The 15,960-nt window shown below is 42.2% G+C and carries 14 protein-coding genes, 1 other RNA gene and 1 pseudogene; 10 read left to right on the top strand and 6 right to left on the bottom strand.

The window, feature by feature from the left end; all coding sequences use genetic code 11:
• Window positions 1–71 precede the first annotated feature (71 nt).
• Entirely contained in the window at window positions 72–497 is a 426-nt protein-coding gene (locus ACM2FC_RS12250) for a type IV pilin protein (protein ID WP_498481202.1), read from the top strand.
• Between the two features lie 54 nt (window positions 498–551).
• Here the strand turns inward: ACM2FC_RS12250 and dnaJ are convergent, their stop codons facing one another.
• From dnaJ to grpE, 4 genes are all read right to left on the bottom strand, one after another.
• Window positions 552–1,697, bottom strand: a complete 1,146-nt coding sequence (gene dnaJ / locus ACM2FC_RS12255) for a molecular chaperone DnaJ (protein WP_498481203.1) — start codon at window positions 1,695–1,697, stop codon at window positions 552–554.
• 222 nt (window positions 1,698–1,919) lie between these two features.
• The gene (gene dnaK / locus ACM2FC_RS12260; RefSeq protein ID WP_498481205.1) at window positions 1,920–3,848 is read right to left on the bottom strand and encodes a molecular chaperone DnaK; all 1,929 of its coding nucleotides are present in this window, start codon (window positions 3,846–3,848) and stop codon (window positions 1,920–1,922) included.
• A gap of 247 nt (window positions 3,849–4,095) precedes the next feature.
• Window positions 4,096–5,370 carry a dicarboxylate/amino acid:cation symporter gene (locus ACM2FC_RS12265; protein ID WP_498481206.1) on the bottom strand — a complete coding sequence of 425 codons (1,275 nt, stop codon included), beginning with the start codon at window positions 5,368–5,370 and terminating at the stop codon, window positions 4,096–4,098.
• 348 nt (window positions 5,371–5,718) lie between these two features.
• Entirely contained in the window at window positions 5,719–6,336 is a 618-nt protein-coding gene (gene grpE / locus ACM2FC_RS12270; protein ID WP_498481207.1) for a nucleotide exchange factor GrpE, read from the bottom strand.
• A 150-nt stretch (window positions 6,337–6,486) separates the two neighbouring features.
• Here grpE and nadK point away from each other — a divergent pair, with 150 nt between their 5' ends.
• From nadK to bamE, 3 genes are all read left to right on the top strand, one after another.
• The gene (gene nadK, locus ACM2FC_RS12275; protein ID WP_498481208.1) at window positions 6,487–7,371 is read left to right on the top strand and encodes an NAD(+) kinase; all 885 of its coding nucleotides are present in this window, start codon (window positions 6,487–6,489) and stop codon (window positions 7,369–7,371) included.
• 196 nt (window positions 7,372–7,567) lie between these two features.
• Complete coding sequence (gene recN, locus ACM2FC_RS12280; RefSeq protein WP_498481209.1) at window positions 7,568–9,232, top strand: DNA repair protein RecN; 1,665 nt, start codon at window positions 7,568–7,570, stop codon at window positions 9,230–9,232.
• 67 nt (window positions 9,233–9,299) lie between these two features.
• Window positions 9,300–9,665 carry an outer membrane protein assembly factor BamE gene (gene bamE, locus ACM2FC_RS12285; RefSeq protein WP_498481211.1) on the top strand — a complete coding sequence of 122 codons (366 nt, stop codon included), beginning with the start codon at window positions 9,300–9,302 and terminating at the stop codon, window positions 9,663–9,665.
• Between the two features lie 68 nt (window positions 9,666–9,733).
• Here the strand turns inward: bamE and ACM2FC_RS12290 are convergent, their stop codons facing one another.
• Entirely contained in the window at window positions 9,734–10,090 is a 357-nt protein-coding gene (locus ACM2FC_RS12290) for an RnfH family protein (RefSeq protein ID WP_498481212.1), read from the bottom strand.
• The gene (locus ACM2FC_RS12295; RefSeq protein WP_498481213.1) at window positions 10,090–10,521 is read right to left on the bottom strand and encodes an SRPBCC family protein; all 432 of its coding nucleotides are present in this window, start codon (window positions 10,519–10,521) and stop codon (window positions 10,090–10,092) included. The genes ACM2FC_RS12290 and ACM2FC_RS12295 overlap by 1 nt, the downstream gene beginning before the upstream one ends.
• Window positions 10,522–10,689: 168 nt before the next feature.
• Here ACM2FC_RS12295 and ACM2FC_RS12300 point away from each other — a divergent pair.
• The 6 genes and pseudogenes from ACM2FC_RS12300 to ACM2FC_RS12325 form a co-directional block, all read left to right on the top strand.
• A pseudogene (locus ACM2FC_RS12300) lies at window positions 10,690–11,928 on the top strand (sulfatase-like hydrolase/transferase); the annotation flags it as partial.
• A gap of 10 nt (window positions 11,929–11,938) precedes the next feature.
• Window positions 11,939–12,283: a YidH family protein gene (locus tag ACM2FC_RS12305; protein ID WP_498481214.1), complete on the top strand. Its 345-nt coding sequence runs from the start codon at window positions 11,939–11,941 to the stop codon at window positions 12,281–12,283.
• Between the two features lie 21 nt (window positions 12,284–12,304).
• On the top strand, window positions 12,305–12,661 hold the full coding sequence (locus tag ACM2FC_RS12310) for a DUF202 domain-containing protein (protein WP_498481215.1): 357 nt from the start codon (window positions 12,305–12,307) through the stop codon (window positions 12,659–12,661).
• A 104-nt stretch (window positions 12,662–12,765) separates the two neighbouring features.
• On the top strand, window positions 12,766–13,251 hold the full coding sequence (gene smpB, locus ACM2FC_RS12315) for an SsrA-binding protein SmpB (protein WP_498481216.1): 486 nt from the start codon (window positions 12,766–12,768) through the stop codon (window positions 13,249–13,251).
• Window positions 13,252–13,328: 77 nt separating this feature from the next.
• Window positions 13,329–13,696: a transfer-messenger RNA gene (gene ssrA, locus ACM2FC_RS12320) on the top strand.
• Between the two features lie 601 nt (window positions 13,697–14,297).
• Entirely contained in the window at window positions 14,298–15,482 is a 1,185-nt protein-coding gene (locus ACM2FC_RS12325; protein WP_498481217.1) for a hypothetical protein, read from the top strand.
• Window positions 15,483–15,960 lie beyond the last annotated feature (478 nt).

The following is a 15,960-nucleotide window of genomic DNA, read 5'->3' on the forward strand; positions in this document are numbered from 1 at the left end:
AGGTCAACGCTAACACGCGAGACAAAATATCAGTAAGACACAGAAATAGTTCATGGAAGGTATTCAAGTAAATGTATGAAAAGAATAAAAAACGCTTCGTAAATGGTATGACATTACTCGAATTATTAATTGTAGTTGCCATTGTTAGCATATTAGCAAGTATAGCTTACCCATCTTACAGTCAGCACATGAGAAAAGCTTATCGGCAACAAGCAATAGCAGATATGAGCCGTTTGCAACTCTATTTACAATCTAATTACCAAGATAGCTACGATGTTGAATCAGTGCTAAACAATGGTGTATGCCAAGATTTCTGCACAACCGATCAATCTCGCTACCAAATAACCGTAACGTCTTCAACGTCAAGCTACATCATTACAGCGACACCAGTTGAAACTTCAGGGCAAGATAAAGATAGATGTGCTGGAGAGGATTATTCAGCTTTGAGTTTAAATCACTTAGGAGAAACCATACCGGCTAAGTGTTGGCAGCAATAATAAAAAGAAAGCCTGCTTAAAAGCAGGCTCGAAATCATTTATTTGTACAAGTAATTAGCTTGTTAGGTCATCAAAGAATTTCTTCACACCGTTGAAGAAACCTTCTGACTTTGGCTTATGACGGTTTGCAGCATCACCACCACAAGACTCTTCAAATTCACGCAGTAGTTCTTTTTGACGTGAGCTCAGTTTCACTGGCGTTTCGATAATGAGCTTAACGATAAGATCGCCAACACCGCCACCGCGAACACCTTTAACACCTTTACCACGCATGCGGAACATACGACCAGTTTGGGTTTCTTCTGGGATCTTCAGGCTAACGCGGCCATCAAGAGTCGGTACTTCAACTTCACCACCAAGTGCAGCCATCGCAAAGCTTACTGGCACTTCACAGTAGAGGTTGTTACCGTCACGCTCGAAAATATGGTGCTCTTTCACGTGAACTTGAACATACAAGTCACCTGCAGGTGCGCCCATTTCTCCCGCTTCACCTTCGCCAGATAAACGAATGCGATCGCCCGTATCCACACCAGCTGGGATCTTAACGTTAAGAGTCTTAGTTTTCTGTTTACGACCTTTACCATGACACACGTTACAAGGATCTTTAATGACCTTACCGCTGCCATGACAAGTTGGACAGGTTTGTTGAACTGCGAAGAAACCTTGGCGCATTTGAACTTGACCATGGCCATGACAAGTTCCACATGTTTCTGGTGAAGAGCCTTTTTTCGCACCGCTGCCATTACAGCTATCACAGTGAACTAAAGTCGGAACTTCGATTTCTTTGGAAATGCCACGAACAGCGTCTTCTAGGCTCAGTTCCATGTTGTATCTTAAGTCGGAACCACGTTGTGCACGGCTTTGACCGCCGCCACCACGGCGACCACCACCAAAGATATCACCAAACACATCACCGAAAATATCACCGAAATCTGCACCAGCGCCACCAAAGCCGCCACCGCCCATGCCGCCTTGTTCAAAGGCTGCGTGACCATACTGGTCGTAAGCTGCTTTCTTCTGTGGATCAAGCAGAACTTCGTATGCTTCTTTTACTTCTTTAAATTTTTCTGCTGCTTGCTCATCACCCTGATTGCGATCTGGGTGGTATTTCATTGCTAGTCGCTTGTACGCTTTCTTAACATCGCGCTCAGATGCATCACGACTTACGCCTAAGATTTCGTAAAAATCACGTTTTGACATGTTATTCGTTACCAGTTTCTTACTTCAAGCGACTCAATATCGCGTAGTGATTATATCGTTCTAACTAAGAGCGCCAAATTCTTACTCTTTAATCCTTATATGATTAAGGACACGCTTAGTTAGACTGACATCCAATTACAAACATACGGGCGTAAGAGTTACCTCGAACGCCCGCATAAAATCGATTAGAAAGCCAAAAATTGGCTTTCTAACTGAACGAGATTACTTCTTCTCGTCATTAACTTCTTCGAACTCTGCATCAACAACGTCGTCTTCTTTCGCTTGTTGTTGACCAGCGTCAGCACCAGCACTTGCGCCTTCAGCTTGCTGAGCTTGAGCTTTCTGTTGAGCGATTTCCATTAGCTTTTTAGAAGCTTCCATAAGCGCTTGAACTTTAGCATCGATAGCTTCTTTGTCATCGCCTTTCTTCACTTCTTCTAGCTCTTTGATTGCTGCTTCAATCTTCTCTTTCTCGTCAGCTGGAAGTGCATCACCTGCTTCTTCGATTTGCTTTTGAGTACCGTGAATCATTTGGTCAGCTTGGTTGCGAGCAGAAGCTAGTTCTTCGAACTTCTTGTCAGCTTCTTTATTCGCTTCCGCTTCTTGAACCATTTTCTCGATTTCATCATCGCTTAGGCCGCCAGAAGCTTGGATAGTGATTTTTTGCTCTTTACCAGTCGATTTGTCTTTCGCAGATACATGTAGGATACCGTCTGCATCTAGGTCGAAAGTTACTTCGATTTGAGGCATACCACGTGGTGCAGGCTGAATACCTTCTAGGTTGAATTGGCCTAGAGACTTGTTGTACATAGCTTGCTTACGCTCACCTTGTAGAACATGTATAGTTACTGCATTTTGGTTGTCTTCTGCTGTAGAGAAAACTTGGTTCGCTTTTGTTGGGATAGTCGTGTTCTTCTCAACAAGCTTAGTCATTACACCGCCCATTGTCTCGATGCCTAGAGACAGAGGAGTAACGTCTAGTAGAAGTACGTCTTTTACATCACCAGCAAGTACGCCACCTTGAACTGCAGCACCCATTGCTACTGCTTCATCTGGGTTCACGTCGCGGCGAGCTTCTTTACCGAAGAACTCAGCAACTTTAGCTTGAACCATAGGCATACGAGTCTGACCACCAACTAGGATAACGTCAGTAACATCGCTAACCGATAGGTCTGAATCTGCAAGAGCAACTTTCATTGGCTCTAGAGAGCGTTGTACTAGGTCTTCAACTAGAGATTCTAGTTTCGCACGAGTCACTTTCACGTTCATGTGCTTAGGACCAGTCGCGTCAGCCGTTACATAAGGTAGGTTTACGTCAGTTTGCTGTGTAGAAGAAAGCTCGATTTTCGCTTTTTCAGCCGCTTCTTTAACACGCTGCATTGCAAGTGGATCGTTCTTAAGGTCGATGCCTTGCTCAGACTTGAACTCGTCTACTAAGTAGTTGATTAGACGGTTATCGAAGTCTTCACCACCAAGATGAGTGTCACCGTTAGTTGCTAGTACTTCAAACGTTTTCTCGCCTTCAACTTCATCAATTTCGATGATTGAGATATCGAAAGTACCACCACCAAGGTCGTATACAGCGATAGTGCGATCACCGCCTGACTTGTCTAAGCCGTAAGCTAGAGCTGCAGCTGTTGGTTCGTTGATGATACGTTTAACTTCAAGACCTGCAATGCGGCCAGCATCTTTAGTCGCTTGACGCTGTGCATCGTTGAAGTATGCAGGAACTGTGATTACTGCACCGCTGACTTCTTCACCTAGGAAGTCTTCAGCAGTTTTTTTCATTTTCTTAAGTACTTCAGCAGAAACCTGAGGAGCCGCCATTTGTTGGCCTTGAGCTTCAACCCAAGCATCACCGTTGTCAGCCTTAACAATTTTGTATGGCATGATTTCGATGTCACGTTGTACTTCTTCGTCTTCAAAACGACGACCGATAAGACGCTTAATTGCAAATAGCGTGTTAGTTGGGTTAGTTACTGCTTGACGTTTTGCAGGCTGACCAACAAGTGTCTCACCATCTGTATATGCGATAATTGACGACGTTGTACGCTCACCTTCTGCATTTTCAATTACGCGTGGTTGATCACCATCTAGAACGGCAACACAAGAGTTAGTTGTACCTAAGTCAATACCAATGATTTTACCCATCAGGCTATCTCCGAATAAATTCTGTATTTCATTTTGCTATATCCCTTATATTGGGATGGAGAATGGTCTTTCAACCCTTCCGAACAAACAAAATGATTTGTTTGTTTTTTGTCATGCCCCTTAGATAAGGGCGGCAAAATACTTTTCAAGGGCAAAATAAAAAAACTTCAATTTTTTTCGTTACTCAGGAAAAGAAAAACGGAGACTCAAGGCCTCCGATACGTACGAGTAAAGTGTAGATGTGCGATTAAGAATTAGTCAAAACAATTTTTTCAGGCTCTTTCGCTACAGGCTCAATTTCACCTTCACTCTTCGCTACGATAGTATTCACGGCTGTATCACCGACGACATTTGAAGAAGTACAAAACATATCACAAATACGGTCTACTGCAGCAATAATTGCAAGCCCTTCTGGTGGCAATCCTAGTTGATGAAGCAATACGCCGATCATCACAACACCGCCACCTGGAACACCACCAGCCCCTACAGAAAGAAGCAAAATCGTTAAGCCCAAGGTAAAGATATCAGCAGCGTTGATCGGCTGGCCAAATGCGTTAGCGACAAAGATAGTTGCAATTGTGATGTAGATAGACACACCAGACATATTCATTGTCGCGCCTAATGGCACCCCAAAACCTGCAACAGATTTAGACACGTTAAGCTTTTCTGTTAACGTTCTTAGCGTTACCGGAATTGTCGCATTTGAGCTCGAAGTAGAAAGCGAGAACATTACTTGCTCACGTGTCGCACGAGAAAACTGACGCGGGGAAATTTTTGTCATTAGACCAACCGCCGTTGGGTAAAACACAAAAATCCAGAATACCAATACCGCCAGAACCAAAGCGACATAACCAGCAACAGAAAGCAGAGTATGTGAATCTAGGGTTGCGCCAAGCTGAACCATCAACGCAAATACACCGTATGGTGCCAAGCTCATTACTAAGCCAACTAGCTTCATCATGATTTCGTTAGCCATTTTAAACGTATTGACTGCTGGGCCACCGCGCTTATCTAGCGCTTGGATTGCCAAACCAGTCAAAATTGCCATGAAGATGATCTGTAGCATGTCACCATTCGCAAACGCCTGAATAGGGTTACTTGGCACTATGTTCACGACCAAAGAAAAGATATCTGGTGTTTCTGTCGTTGCGATATCAACTGGATGTGCAACTGTACCTGCTAAATTCGCGCCAGCACCCGGTTGGAAAATCAAACCAATTGTTAATGCGGCACTGATCGCAATGATGGTGTTTACAATATATAAGGTGAACGTTTTCCCGCCTAAACGGCCAAACGCTGTAATGTCTTTAAGTTCAACAATCCCGCATACAATTGATACGTAAACAAGAGGGATAACGAGAAGTTTGATCAGCGATACAAACATTCCCCCTGCCCCTTCGGCAGCCCCAAGCACATAAGTATCAAAAAAACTAATACCTTCAAACAAGTATTGAATAGTAGTCCCGAGAAGTAACCCAGCAAACAAGCCGATAAAAATCTTACTTGAGAGCGACTTATCCATAATTCGTCTCCTGAATATTTGTCGTTTTTTATAATGTTTCAAACACAAATCGTGATTTGACTCGAGAGATATTACACACAACCAGCATAATTCAAACCGTGTATTTACATCTTCGTTACACTCGTCAAATTCGAACAACAAATAACCAAAATGGCTTCGAGGCTAAGGCCCACCTTGCGTAAAGCCTTACATTCACCAAGAGTATTAGACTGAATGGATTTTATACTCGCTAAATTAATCGCATTATAATTGAGTATTTAATAGATTGAATTAACTAGCATTTAACATTAGAGCAAATAAAAAAAGAGAGGCTGCAGCCTCTCTTTTTTCGTAAACAATTTGAAACAATTATTTCGCAACCATGACCATTGCTGGACGAATAACACGACCATTTAGCTCATAACCTTTTTGCATTACAAACATAACGGTATTTGGCTCGTGATCTTCACTTTCTTGAATTGACATTGCTTGATGAAGCTCAGGGTTAAACACTTCTCCTTCTGGGTTGATCTCTTTTAGACCAAATTTGCTAACAACATCAATAAATGTTTTATGCGTTAGCTCCACACCTTCAAGAATTGGCTTCACCACTTCGTTGTCTGCATCAGCAGCTTGAATCGCTCGCTCTAGGTTATCGATAACTGGAAGTAGCTCTTCAGAAAATTTGTTCAATGCGTACTTACGTGCCTTGTCGATCTCTTGTTCAGTGCGACGACGCATATTCTCCACTTCTGCCTTAGCACGCAGTACAGAGTCCTTTTGCTCTTGTACTTTCGCTTCACTTGATAGCAGTGCGGCTTCTAATTGCGCAATCTTTGCTTCTTGCTCATCGACTGGTGTTTCCTCGTTCCATTCGATATCAGATTCAGAGCCAACTACGTCAACGTCTTGATCAACTTCTTGATTCAGTTGCTCTTCTTGTGGCTTCAGCTCTTCCTCTTTCACTTTATTTTCTTCGTTGCTCATGATAATGATCTTTCCTGAGTTTAACTTAAGTGGTATCTCGCCTCTCACAAAAGCAAATTGCTAGATACCAATAATTCAATTATTGGGTTAACTTGCCATTATTATGGGGATGAAGATTCCTGAATCAAGCCTATTTCGATTGGAAAAAATATGAGTAAACCATTTGAAGTCATCGCTATCATTGGAAAACCGCGAGATCAACAAGCTATTCAGACTCACAAGGAGCTGTTTTTATGGTTATCTTCGGAAGGTTATGATGTTCTCATTGATGAGCGTTTAGCCGATGTGCTCACCGATATCCCACAACAAAATTTCGCCAGCCTTCTGGAAATTGGCAAAAAAGCGAACCTAGCAGTCGTCGTTGGCGGAGATGGTAATATGCTCGGCGCTGCTCGTGTCCTTTCTCGCTTCGACATTTCTGTCATCGGTGTAAACAAGGGTAGCCTTGGCTTTCTAACCGACCTGAATCCAGAAGACTTTCAGCAGTCACTCAAAGAAGTATTAAAAGGGAAATTCATAGAAGAACAAAGGTTTCTACTTGAGGCAGAAATTCACCGTCACGGGCAAGTAAAAAGCCACAATGCAGCCCTCAATGAAGCCGTCCTGCACCCAGGACAAGTCGCTCACATGATTGAGTTTGAAGTTTACATTGACGATACTTTTGCTTTTTCACAACGCTCTGATGGGCTCATTGTTTCAACACCAACAGGCTCTACGGCTTATTCCCTATCAGGTGGCGGGCCGATTCTTTCACCAAACCTGAATGCTATTTCGCTGGTCCCTATGTTTCCGCACACGTTATCCAGCAGACCATTAGTTGTCGACGCGAAAAATAGAATCAAACTGATTGTCTCGCCAAATAATCGTGGTACTCAAGAAATTAGCTGCGATGGACAAATTTCCCTACCTGTATCGCCCGGTGATGAAGTGGTTATCTACCAAAGCCCCAATAAGTTGAGACTGATTCACCCAGAAGATTACCGATACTATCACGTGCTTCGAAATAAACTGGGCTGGTCGAGCAAGCTATTCTAGTCCATGAAAATTAGAAAATATTATTAAAGAGCGCCCGTATGGCGCTCTTTTTACTTACTTTTGTGCTTGATGACGCCCGTACTGACAACATCCATTGAGATGATCTCAACAATTTTTCACCCATACCTTTACTGTATATGAAAACAGTATATACTGCATTAATATACAGTATTGTTTATTTACACAGGTATGTAGCATGTTGGTTCATTTAAACGTTAATAATTTTGCTATCGTAAAATCTTTACAACTTGAACTATTCAAAGGAATGACAACAATCACCGGCGAGACTGGTGCCGGAAAATCTATTGCGATTGATGCACTTAGCTTATGCTTAGGCGGACGCAGCGAAGCCAGCATGGTTCGGCAAGGAGAAGAGAAAACCGAAGTCAGTGCTACTTTTTTGATCGACAGTAACACTCACGCGAAAAATTGGTTAGAAGAGCACGAGCTGCTTGATGGTAACGAGTGTTTACTAAGACGAACCATTACTAAAGAAGGCCGCTCTCGCGCTTTTGTAAACGGCAGTCCAGTACCACTTTCTCAGCTTAAATCTCTTGGGCAATTGCTGATTAACATTCACGGTCAACACGCACATCACCAACTGCTCAAGCCTGAGCATCAACTGTCAATGCTTGATCAATATGCAGGTCACACAGAGCTGCTGAGTGATACTCGTCAAGCTTACCTTACATGGAGAAGAGCCGAAAATAACCTCAAGCAGCTCACTGAAAATAGCCAACAAAACTTGGCTCAGAAGCAGTTACTTGAATATCAAATTAAAGAATTAAATGAGCTTGCAGTTGGCGAAGTTGAGTTTGCTGAACTCGAAGCCGAGCACAAACGTCTTGCTAACAGCGGCGAATTAGCAAGTCATTGCCAGCAAGCGATTGATCTAATTTACGAAGGTGAGAATGTGAATGCGTTGGGAGTTTTGCAATCTGCTAGCCAATATCTCACTCAGCTTGCCGAACTCGACGAAAAACTTGTGGAACTGCCAAACATGCTTGCCGAGGCAATGATCCACATAGAAGAAACTAATACTGAGCTCAGAAGCTATTTAGACAATATCGAAATTAATCCAGAGAGAATGGCTCACGTTGAAGAGCGCTTCTCAAAAATTATGTCCATGGCTCGAAAACATCACGTAGCACCAGAAGAGCTATATCAACATCATCAAGATTTACACTCCCAAATCGAAGCACTAGATTGCTCAGATGAGAAGCTAGAACAACTTGCTGAAGATGTTGAACAAAAGCATATCGCCTTCTTAGATATCTCTGCAAAACTACATAAATCACGGCAAAAGTATGCTAAAGAGCTCAACAAGCTTATTAGCCAAAGTATGCATGAGCTCAGCATGGAAAAAGCCAAGTTCTGTATTGACGTAACAGAGCAACCCGCTACCCCAAGTGCTTTGGGCATTGATGACGTTGAGTTTTTAGTATGTACTAACCCAGGTCAACCCATGCAGGCAATTGCTAAGGTCGCCTCTGGGGGTGAGCTGTCGCGTATATCGCTAGCCATTCAAGTGATTACTGCACAAAAAGTCGATACTCCAAGCTTAATTTTCGATGAAGTCGATGTCGGGATCAGCGGGCCAACCGCTGCAGTAGTTGGGAAAATGCTGAGAACTTTAGGCAAATCTACTCAAGTTCTATGCGTAACACACCTTCCTCAAGTTGCCGGTTGCGGCCACCAGCAATTGTTTGTGGCTAAACAAACTAAAAATGGTATGACTGAAACTCAAATGCGTTTATTGGATGATAAGCAGCGTATCACTGAGCTTGCAAGGTTACTTGGTGGTAGCCAGATTACTGAATCGACTCTAGCGAATGCAAAAGAGCTGGTTGTCGCTGCTTAAAGTTTTTTACTTTATCTGCTAGCTTGTTTATTATCCGAACCCTAGGACTTTTAGAAAGAATTCAAGTATGCAATTAAAGAAGTGGCTTATTGCTATTCCACTATCAGTAACTCTACTATCTCTATCAGGATGCTCGGTATTAGAGAGATTTGTCTACCGTATTGACATCAACCAAGGTAATTACGTAGAGCAAAAAGAAGTCAATAAACTACGAATTGGAATGACAAAAGATCAAGTTCGTTTTGTTATGGGCTCACCCATGCTGGTTGAAAATGGTTACCCAGATATTTGGTATTACATTTACCGTCATACTGCGGGCCATGCAGCACCAGTACAAAAAGACTTGGTTGTGTACTTTGACAAGCAAGGTAAGTTGACCAAGATTTCTGGTGACTACCCACCATCTAAAGATTTTGACGACACAGCAAGCTAATATGAAAAAGCTCGTAGAAATACGAGCTTTTTTGATTCTGTATCTCGAACGTTAACGCCTTAACAAATTTAAGCTTCGACCTTTCTTAATGCGCTAGGCTTTCCACCTGTAACTGGATCAGCTTTACCTGCGGCTTTCGCTTGCTCTGCACGTTTACGGCGGATCTCTTTCGGATCGGCTAACAATGGGCGATAAATTTCAATACGATCTTTGTCGTTTACGGTTACATCTAAAGAAACATTGCGGCTAAAAACGCCTACCTTATTCTTCGACAGGTCGATTTCTGGGTACTGAGTCAATACACCAGATTGCTCAATTATCTCTCTAACGGTCATCTCACTGCTTACAGCAAGCGTTAACACGCGTTGTTCGTGAGGTAGTGCGTATACAACCTCGACATGAATCATCTTCGCTCCATCACTCATTAGGCATATACCTGTTTCGCGCGAGTCGTGAACGCATTGACCATATTGCTAGTCAACTCATTAAATACTTTACCGAAGGCCACTTCCACGAGCTTGCTAGAAAACTCAAACTCCAGCTTCAACTCAACTTTGCAAGCCATGTCATCTAAAGGAGTAAAATGCCAACCACCTTTTAAAACCTTAAACGGACCATCAACCAGATTCATCAACACCGACGCACCTGGAATCAAATGATTAGACGTAGTAAACGTTTTACTGATGCCTGCTTTAGATACGTCCACCGCAGCAACCATTTTATCTTCGCCATTTTCGATGATACGAGAGCCAGAACACCCTGGTAAAAACTCCGGATACTTTTCGACATCGTTCACCAAATTGTACATCTGCTCAGCACTAAATGAGACCAATGCTGAACGGGTGACTTGCTTCATATTTGTAACCTATTCGTGACTTAGTCTGGCAATTGTACGTTTATACTGCCCTCCTCTCAAGGTTAGCAGCTAAACGACGATAAAAACCAAAGCCTCTAAGTTAAGAATAGTCCACCTTATTCAGCCACTAAAGAAGATGGCGGAACACCAAACGGTCGCTATTTCAAAGATGCTAGCTATGACACCTGCTATATCGGTAAATGGCATCTCGATGGACACGACTATTTTGGCACTGGGGTCTGCCCTCCAGAATGGGATTCTGAGTATTGGTTTGATGGTGCAAACTATTTGTCAGAGCTAACAGATGAACAAATTGCTCTTTGGCGAAATGGCCTCAATACTGCCGAAGATTTAGAAAAGCATAATATCGATGAAACCTTTACCTGGGCTCACGGCATTAGCCAACGAGGCATGCGATATTTAGAATCTCGCGCAGAAAATAGTCCGTTTTTGATGGTATTGTCCTACGACGAACCGCACCACCCTTTCACTTGCCCTAAAGAATACGTCGAGAAATACCAAGATTTCTATTACGACTTGGGCGCAAAGGGCTCAGATCCTTTAACCAACAAACCAGAACATCATCGACTATGGGCTGAAGCGATGCCAAGCCCGGTGAGTGAGGACAACCTCTATCATCACCCACTATATTTCGCGTGCAACGATTTTGTTGACGACCAGATTGGAAAAGTCATCAACAAGCTCGACGAACTAGAACTGGAGAACACGTGGGTTGTTTACACCTCGGATCATGGTGAAATGATGGGTGCCCATAAGCTGATAAGTAAAGGGGCTGCGATGTATGACGACATCACCAATATTCCACTTATTATTCGACCGCCCAAAAGCCTGCAGCAACCCCGTATTGAATCTGCCCCTGTCAGTCATATAGACATACTACCAACGCTAATGCATTTAGCGGACATCCCTGTTCCGGAAGCAATCGTTGGCCGCAACCTTTGTTTACTCGAAGAACAGCAAAGCCAAAAAGGTGTCATGGTTGAATTTAACCGCTATGAAATCGAACACGACAGCTTCGGTGGGTTTATCCCGGTACGATGCTGGATAACAGATGAATACAAATTGGTTATCAATTTACTGGGCACCGATGAGCTGTACGATCGTAAAAAAGACTTGAATGAGCTGGACAATCTCATTAATAGCAAGCAGCATATGCATATTAGAAATGAACTGCACGATCAACTTCTTAGCTATATGGAAAGCATTCGCGATCCATTTCGCAGCTACCAATGGAAAGCTCGACCTTGGCGCACTGATGCAAGCAAAGAATGGATGGGTGCATTTCGGCCGAAGCCCAAAGATGGCTATTCTCCCATAGTGCGAGACTATGATACCGGAATGCCTACGCAGGGAACGAAAATAGAGACCAAAACGCAAAAATTTTAAAGGGACGATTATGGACAACTGGCGTACCAAAGGAAGCAGCCCCGACTACCGATTTTCTCTAGCAAACGAAAGAACCTTTTTAGCATGGGTGAGAACAACATTAGCACTCATCGCTGGAGCCATTGCTGTCGATCAATTTGCCACCGAGCTTGCAGATCCTATGATACGTTCATTTATTGCAGCGGCACTTAGCTTGAGTGCCGCTTTTATCGCTTTCTATTCATATCGAAGATGGCGTCGCATCGAGCATGCGATGAGACAACAACAAACCTTACCCTATGGCTCTTCACTTAAATTCCTTAGCGCACTGTTATTCGTGTTGGCCCTGCTATTTTGCTTGCTGATTTTGTTTTAAACCATGACGAATGAAACGCAAGTGAACGACACTACACATACGCTGGTTTCGAAGCGAGATAGCGATCCAGGCCTTCAACCTGAGAGAACTAGCCTTTCATGGTCTCGTACTGCTTTTTGTATGCTCGCTCTTTCTGGCCTCATGGTAAAAACTGGCGATATGACTACTCACTTCTTATGGTTTCTACTGAGTGGTTTGATGTTGCTCGCTAGCTTTTTCATCTACCTATATTCGATATATCGCAGCAATAGATTCAATGCGACTCAGTTAGTGACGCGTTATTCAATCTTGGTCAAGAGTGCTTTATCTCTTTTTCTCACTTTCACAGCCCTAGCGCTAGCCGTTCACTTCTTCCTCATTATCATCAAGATGCTATAACGCAAATATATTTAACCTAAAACACTCACAATACACATTTAATTTCGCTTTCTAGGAATAAAAGCTTTTCCTCAAGTAAAGGCTAGCCGTATAATGCAGGGATTATGGCAAAGAAAAAATCGAAATCAAAAGCGGGTAGCAATACTATCGCGCTGAATAAGAAAGCTCGCCACGAATATTTTATCGACGATGAAATTGAAGCTGGCTTGGAGCTACAAGGCTGGGAAGTCAAATCACTTCGCCAAGGCAAAGCCAACATCGCAGAGAGTTACGTATTTATGCGTAACGGTGAAGCTTTTGTGAGTGGTATGACTATTACTCCATTAAACCAAGCATCGACTCATGTGGTTGCAAATCCTACTCGTGTTCGCAAGTTACTACTCTCACGTCGTGAACTCGATAATTTGTTCGGTCGCATTAATCGTGAAGGCATGACACTAGCTGCACTATCACTATATTGGTCTCGCTCTTGGGTGAAGATGAAAATTGGTGTTGCTAAAGGTAAAAAGCTGCATGATAAACGTGATGATGCAAAAGATAGAGATTGGCAAAGACAGAAAGCTCGCGTTATGAAGAGCGCATTGCGTTAATCTTGACCACTTAAACATATAGATACCGCATAGTTATAGACAGAATACGCAATTCTGGTACTATGCTCTTTCTACCTGGGGCTGATTTAGGATTCGACGGGAATTTTGCAGTCTGAGGTGCATGCCGAGGTGCGGTAGGCCTCGTTAACAAACCGCAAAAAAATAGTCGCAAACGACGAAAACTACGCACTAGCAGCTTAATAACCTGCTCAGAGCTCTCTCGCCCTAGCTTCCGCTTGTAAGACGGGGAATCACGAGAGATCAAACCAAATCAAGCTGGCGTGGATTCTCCCACCTGAGAGATGAAGCGTGAGATTTAATTCAGGTTAGCCATTCGGTCGCGTGTCGGTTCGCAGTTGGGTGGTGAAATTAAAGATCGACTAAGCATGTAGTACCAAAGATGAATGATTTTCGGACGCGGGTTCAACTCCCGCCAGCTCCACCAATCATAAGTTTAAAGACGCTCTAGGGCGTCTTTTTTCTTTTACACCTCAACTAAAAATCAAATAGTTACTGACTCATAAGGCTTTTTAGTGAATCAATCATAGCGTCTTTGACATTTGTTCAGTAAAAACCATTGTTTTTGAACCATGCCTAAAGCCAAGCCCGCCTAAGATGTCAAAAGACAGAATGGGTTGAGTACTGCAACAAACCATCCTGATTTAGGGAAAAATCAAGCATCTTCAACGATCACAGATATAACACCTTTTAAACAAGAATAGAGCGTTAAGTACTTTAATAACAACAAGTGCCTATATTCTTGATATTACTGATCTTGAACAATACTAATTTCACCGATTTAATCCCTCTAATATTTAATTACTATACAATGAGTTAACGAATTAAAATAAATAATTATTTATTTTCAGTTCGTTACATTTTTCGCCTGTCCTATGACTATAAATAATTAAATCACTGACACCATAAACTACGAAAATTAAAAACTTAACTTTTAATTTTAATATTATCAGTATCTTACTTATACAACTATTATTAATCATACGGTTAAATTTTAATCAAGGAACGATAAGTGAGAGGATTTAAATATGATCGAACTATCAACAGTGTCAGGGTACATACAATGGTTAATGTCATTCCTACCAGGGTATGAAAACTCTAGCGTACCAGCCCCAAACATGATTTCCGAAGAGCAGGTTCGGAAAAATAAAAGTAAAGTTCTAGCCAAGATAAACCAACAAAAAAGTATGTCCCAAGGGTTTAGGCTTGTTAATAATGTGCAATATAAAGCTAAGCTCGATGAATTACGTTGTAAAGTTGAACACTATAAATATGAGAATGAATCCAATAAAGCACAAGATAAAATTATATTGGATATAATGACCAATAAAGATAAATTAAACAATTATTTAGAGTCAAAGGTAAGCAATCAACTATCATCAGGAAAAGCTGACTTTCACGCCAAGAATCAACTTGCTAATGCACAATTAAAGAAAAAACAACTGTTTCTAATGTTTATGGAAATAACCGAGGCTCAAGCTGAATTGGTTGAATACGCTAGAAAAATAAAAGAAGTAACGGGAGGAGTATTAAAGCAGCCACCCGGTGCGTATTTTGGTGTAAAAGACTTTCACGGTTCATTAGACAAAATCACTAATAGGAAGCGTCACTATGATATTGGCGATCTTAAAGATGCTGCACGAATGACAATCATATTTAAAACCTTAGATGATATGGTAGCGGCAAAGTCACTAATACGTCTATCAAATGAGTTTAAGCAGCTTCAGCACTTTCAATCTGCAATGAAAGATAGATACAAAACCAGTAAGGGTGCTGATGCCAGATTCAATTGTGACGCTACTGACGCGGGTTATAAAGACATTAAGTTCTTTTTGAAAATGAGTAATGGCCACATTGGAGAATTGCAGCTTAACACTGAGAATATGATTGTCGCGAAGAAAAATGGACATGTGATTTACGATATTCTTCGCGACGGTGGGGCGTTAGACAAACCGTTTACGATTACCAATCATGAAGTACTGGCTAAGGTACAAAGGAATATGAGTGAGAAATGGTTTAACTTTATTCGCCAAAGAGTGCCAAAAGCGAAACCAGATTTAGGCATTCTTATTAGCTTGGTTGACAGAATTAAATCAAACGTCGCAAGAGGTAATAATTCTGTTGTGGTTTCTTTAGCTGAAATTGAAGCCCTATCTAGAGTTAGCCTATGCATTTACGAACAAGGCGATAACGGTAGAGCGCTGCTCGATTAAATTCACACTTAGCTCCATAAAGGATAGACGGATCTATCCCCCTAGCTATCTTATTCACAAATGGGCATGGTCCAAAAACAGCGGTTTTTATTGAACAGTAGACATGCCGAACTCTACCCAATTAAAGCGTATTGATTGCTGTCTTTTTGAACTGAATTAGTCAGCCAGATCGAGGCGTGTTAAGCGCTTAAATCCGAGCACCTACAACCAGTATCGATGGGGTTGATCTTTCAGAACGTCGGCTGGAAATTTGCCTTGAAGATAACAAAGTGATTCGCGAGCGGCTGAAGCTGAAGACAATAAATCATCACCTAAAGCCGAGAGAACTCATTGACGTTGAGCACCGGCGGTGTTTCAGCTGACTCGGTGTACTGTTCTAGGGAGAGGTACTTCGGTAGAGATGGACTCTGGATGGCTGGTAAAACTCGAACTCTTATCTGAGCACCATGATTTTAATCACTTTGGCTTATGCGTGCCT

This window comes from Vibrio sp. A37, assembly GCF_059777565.1.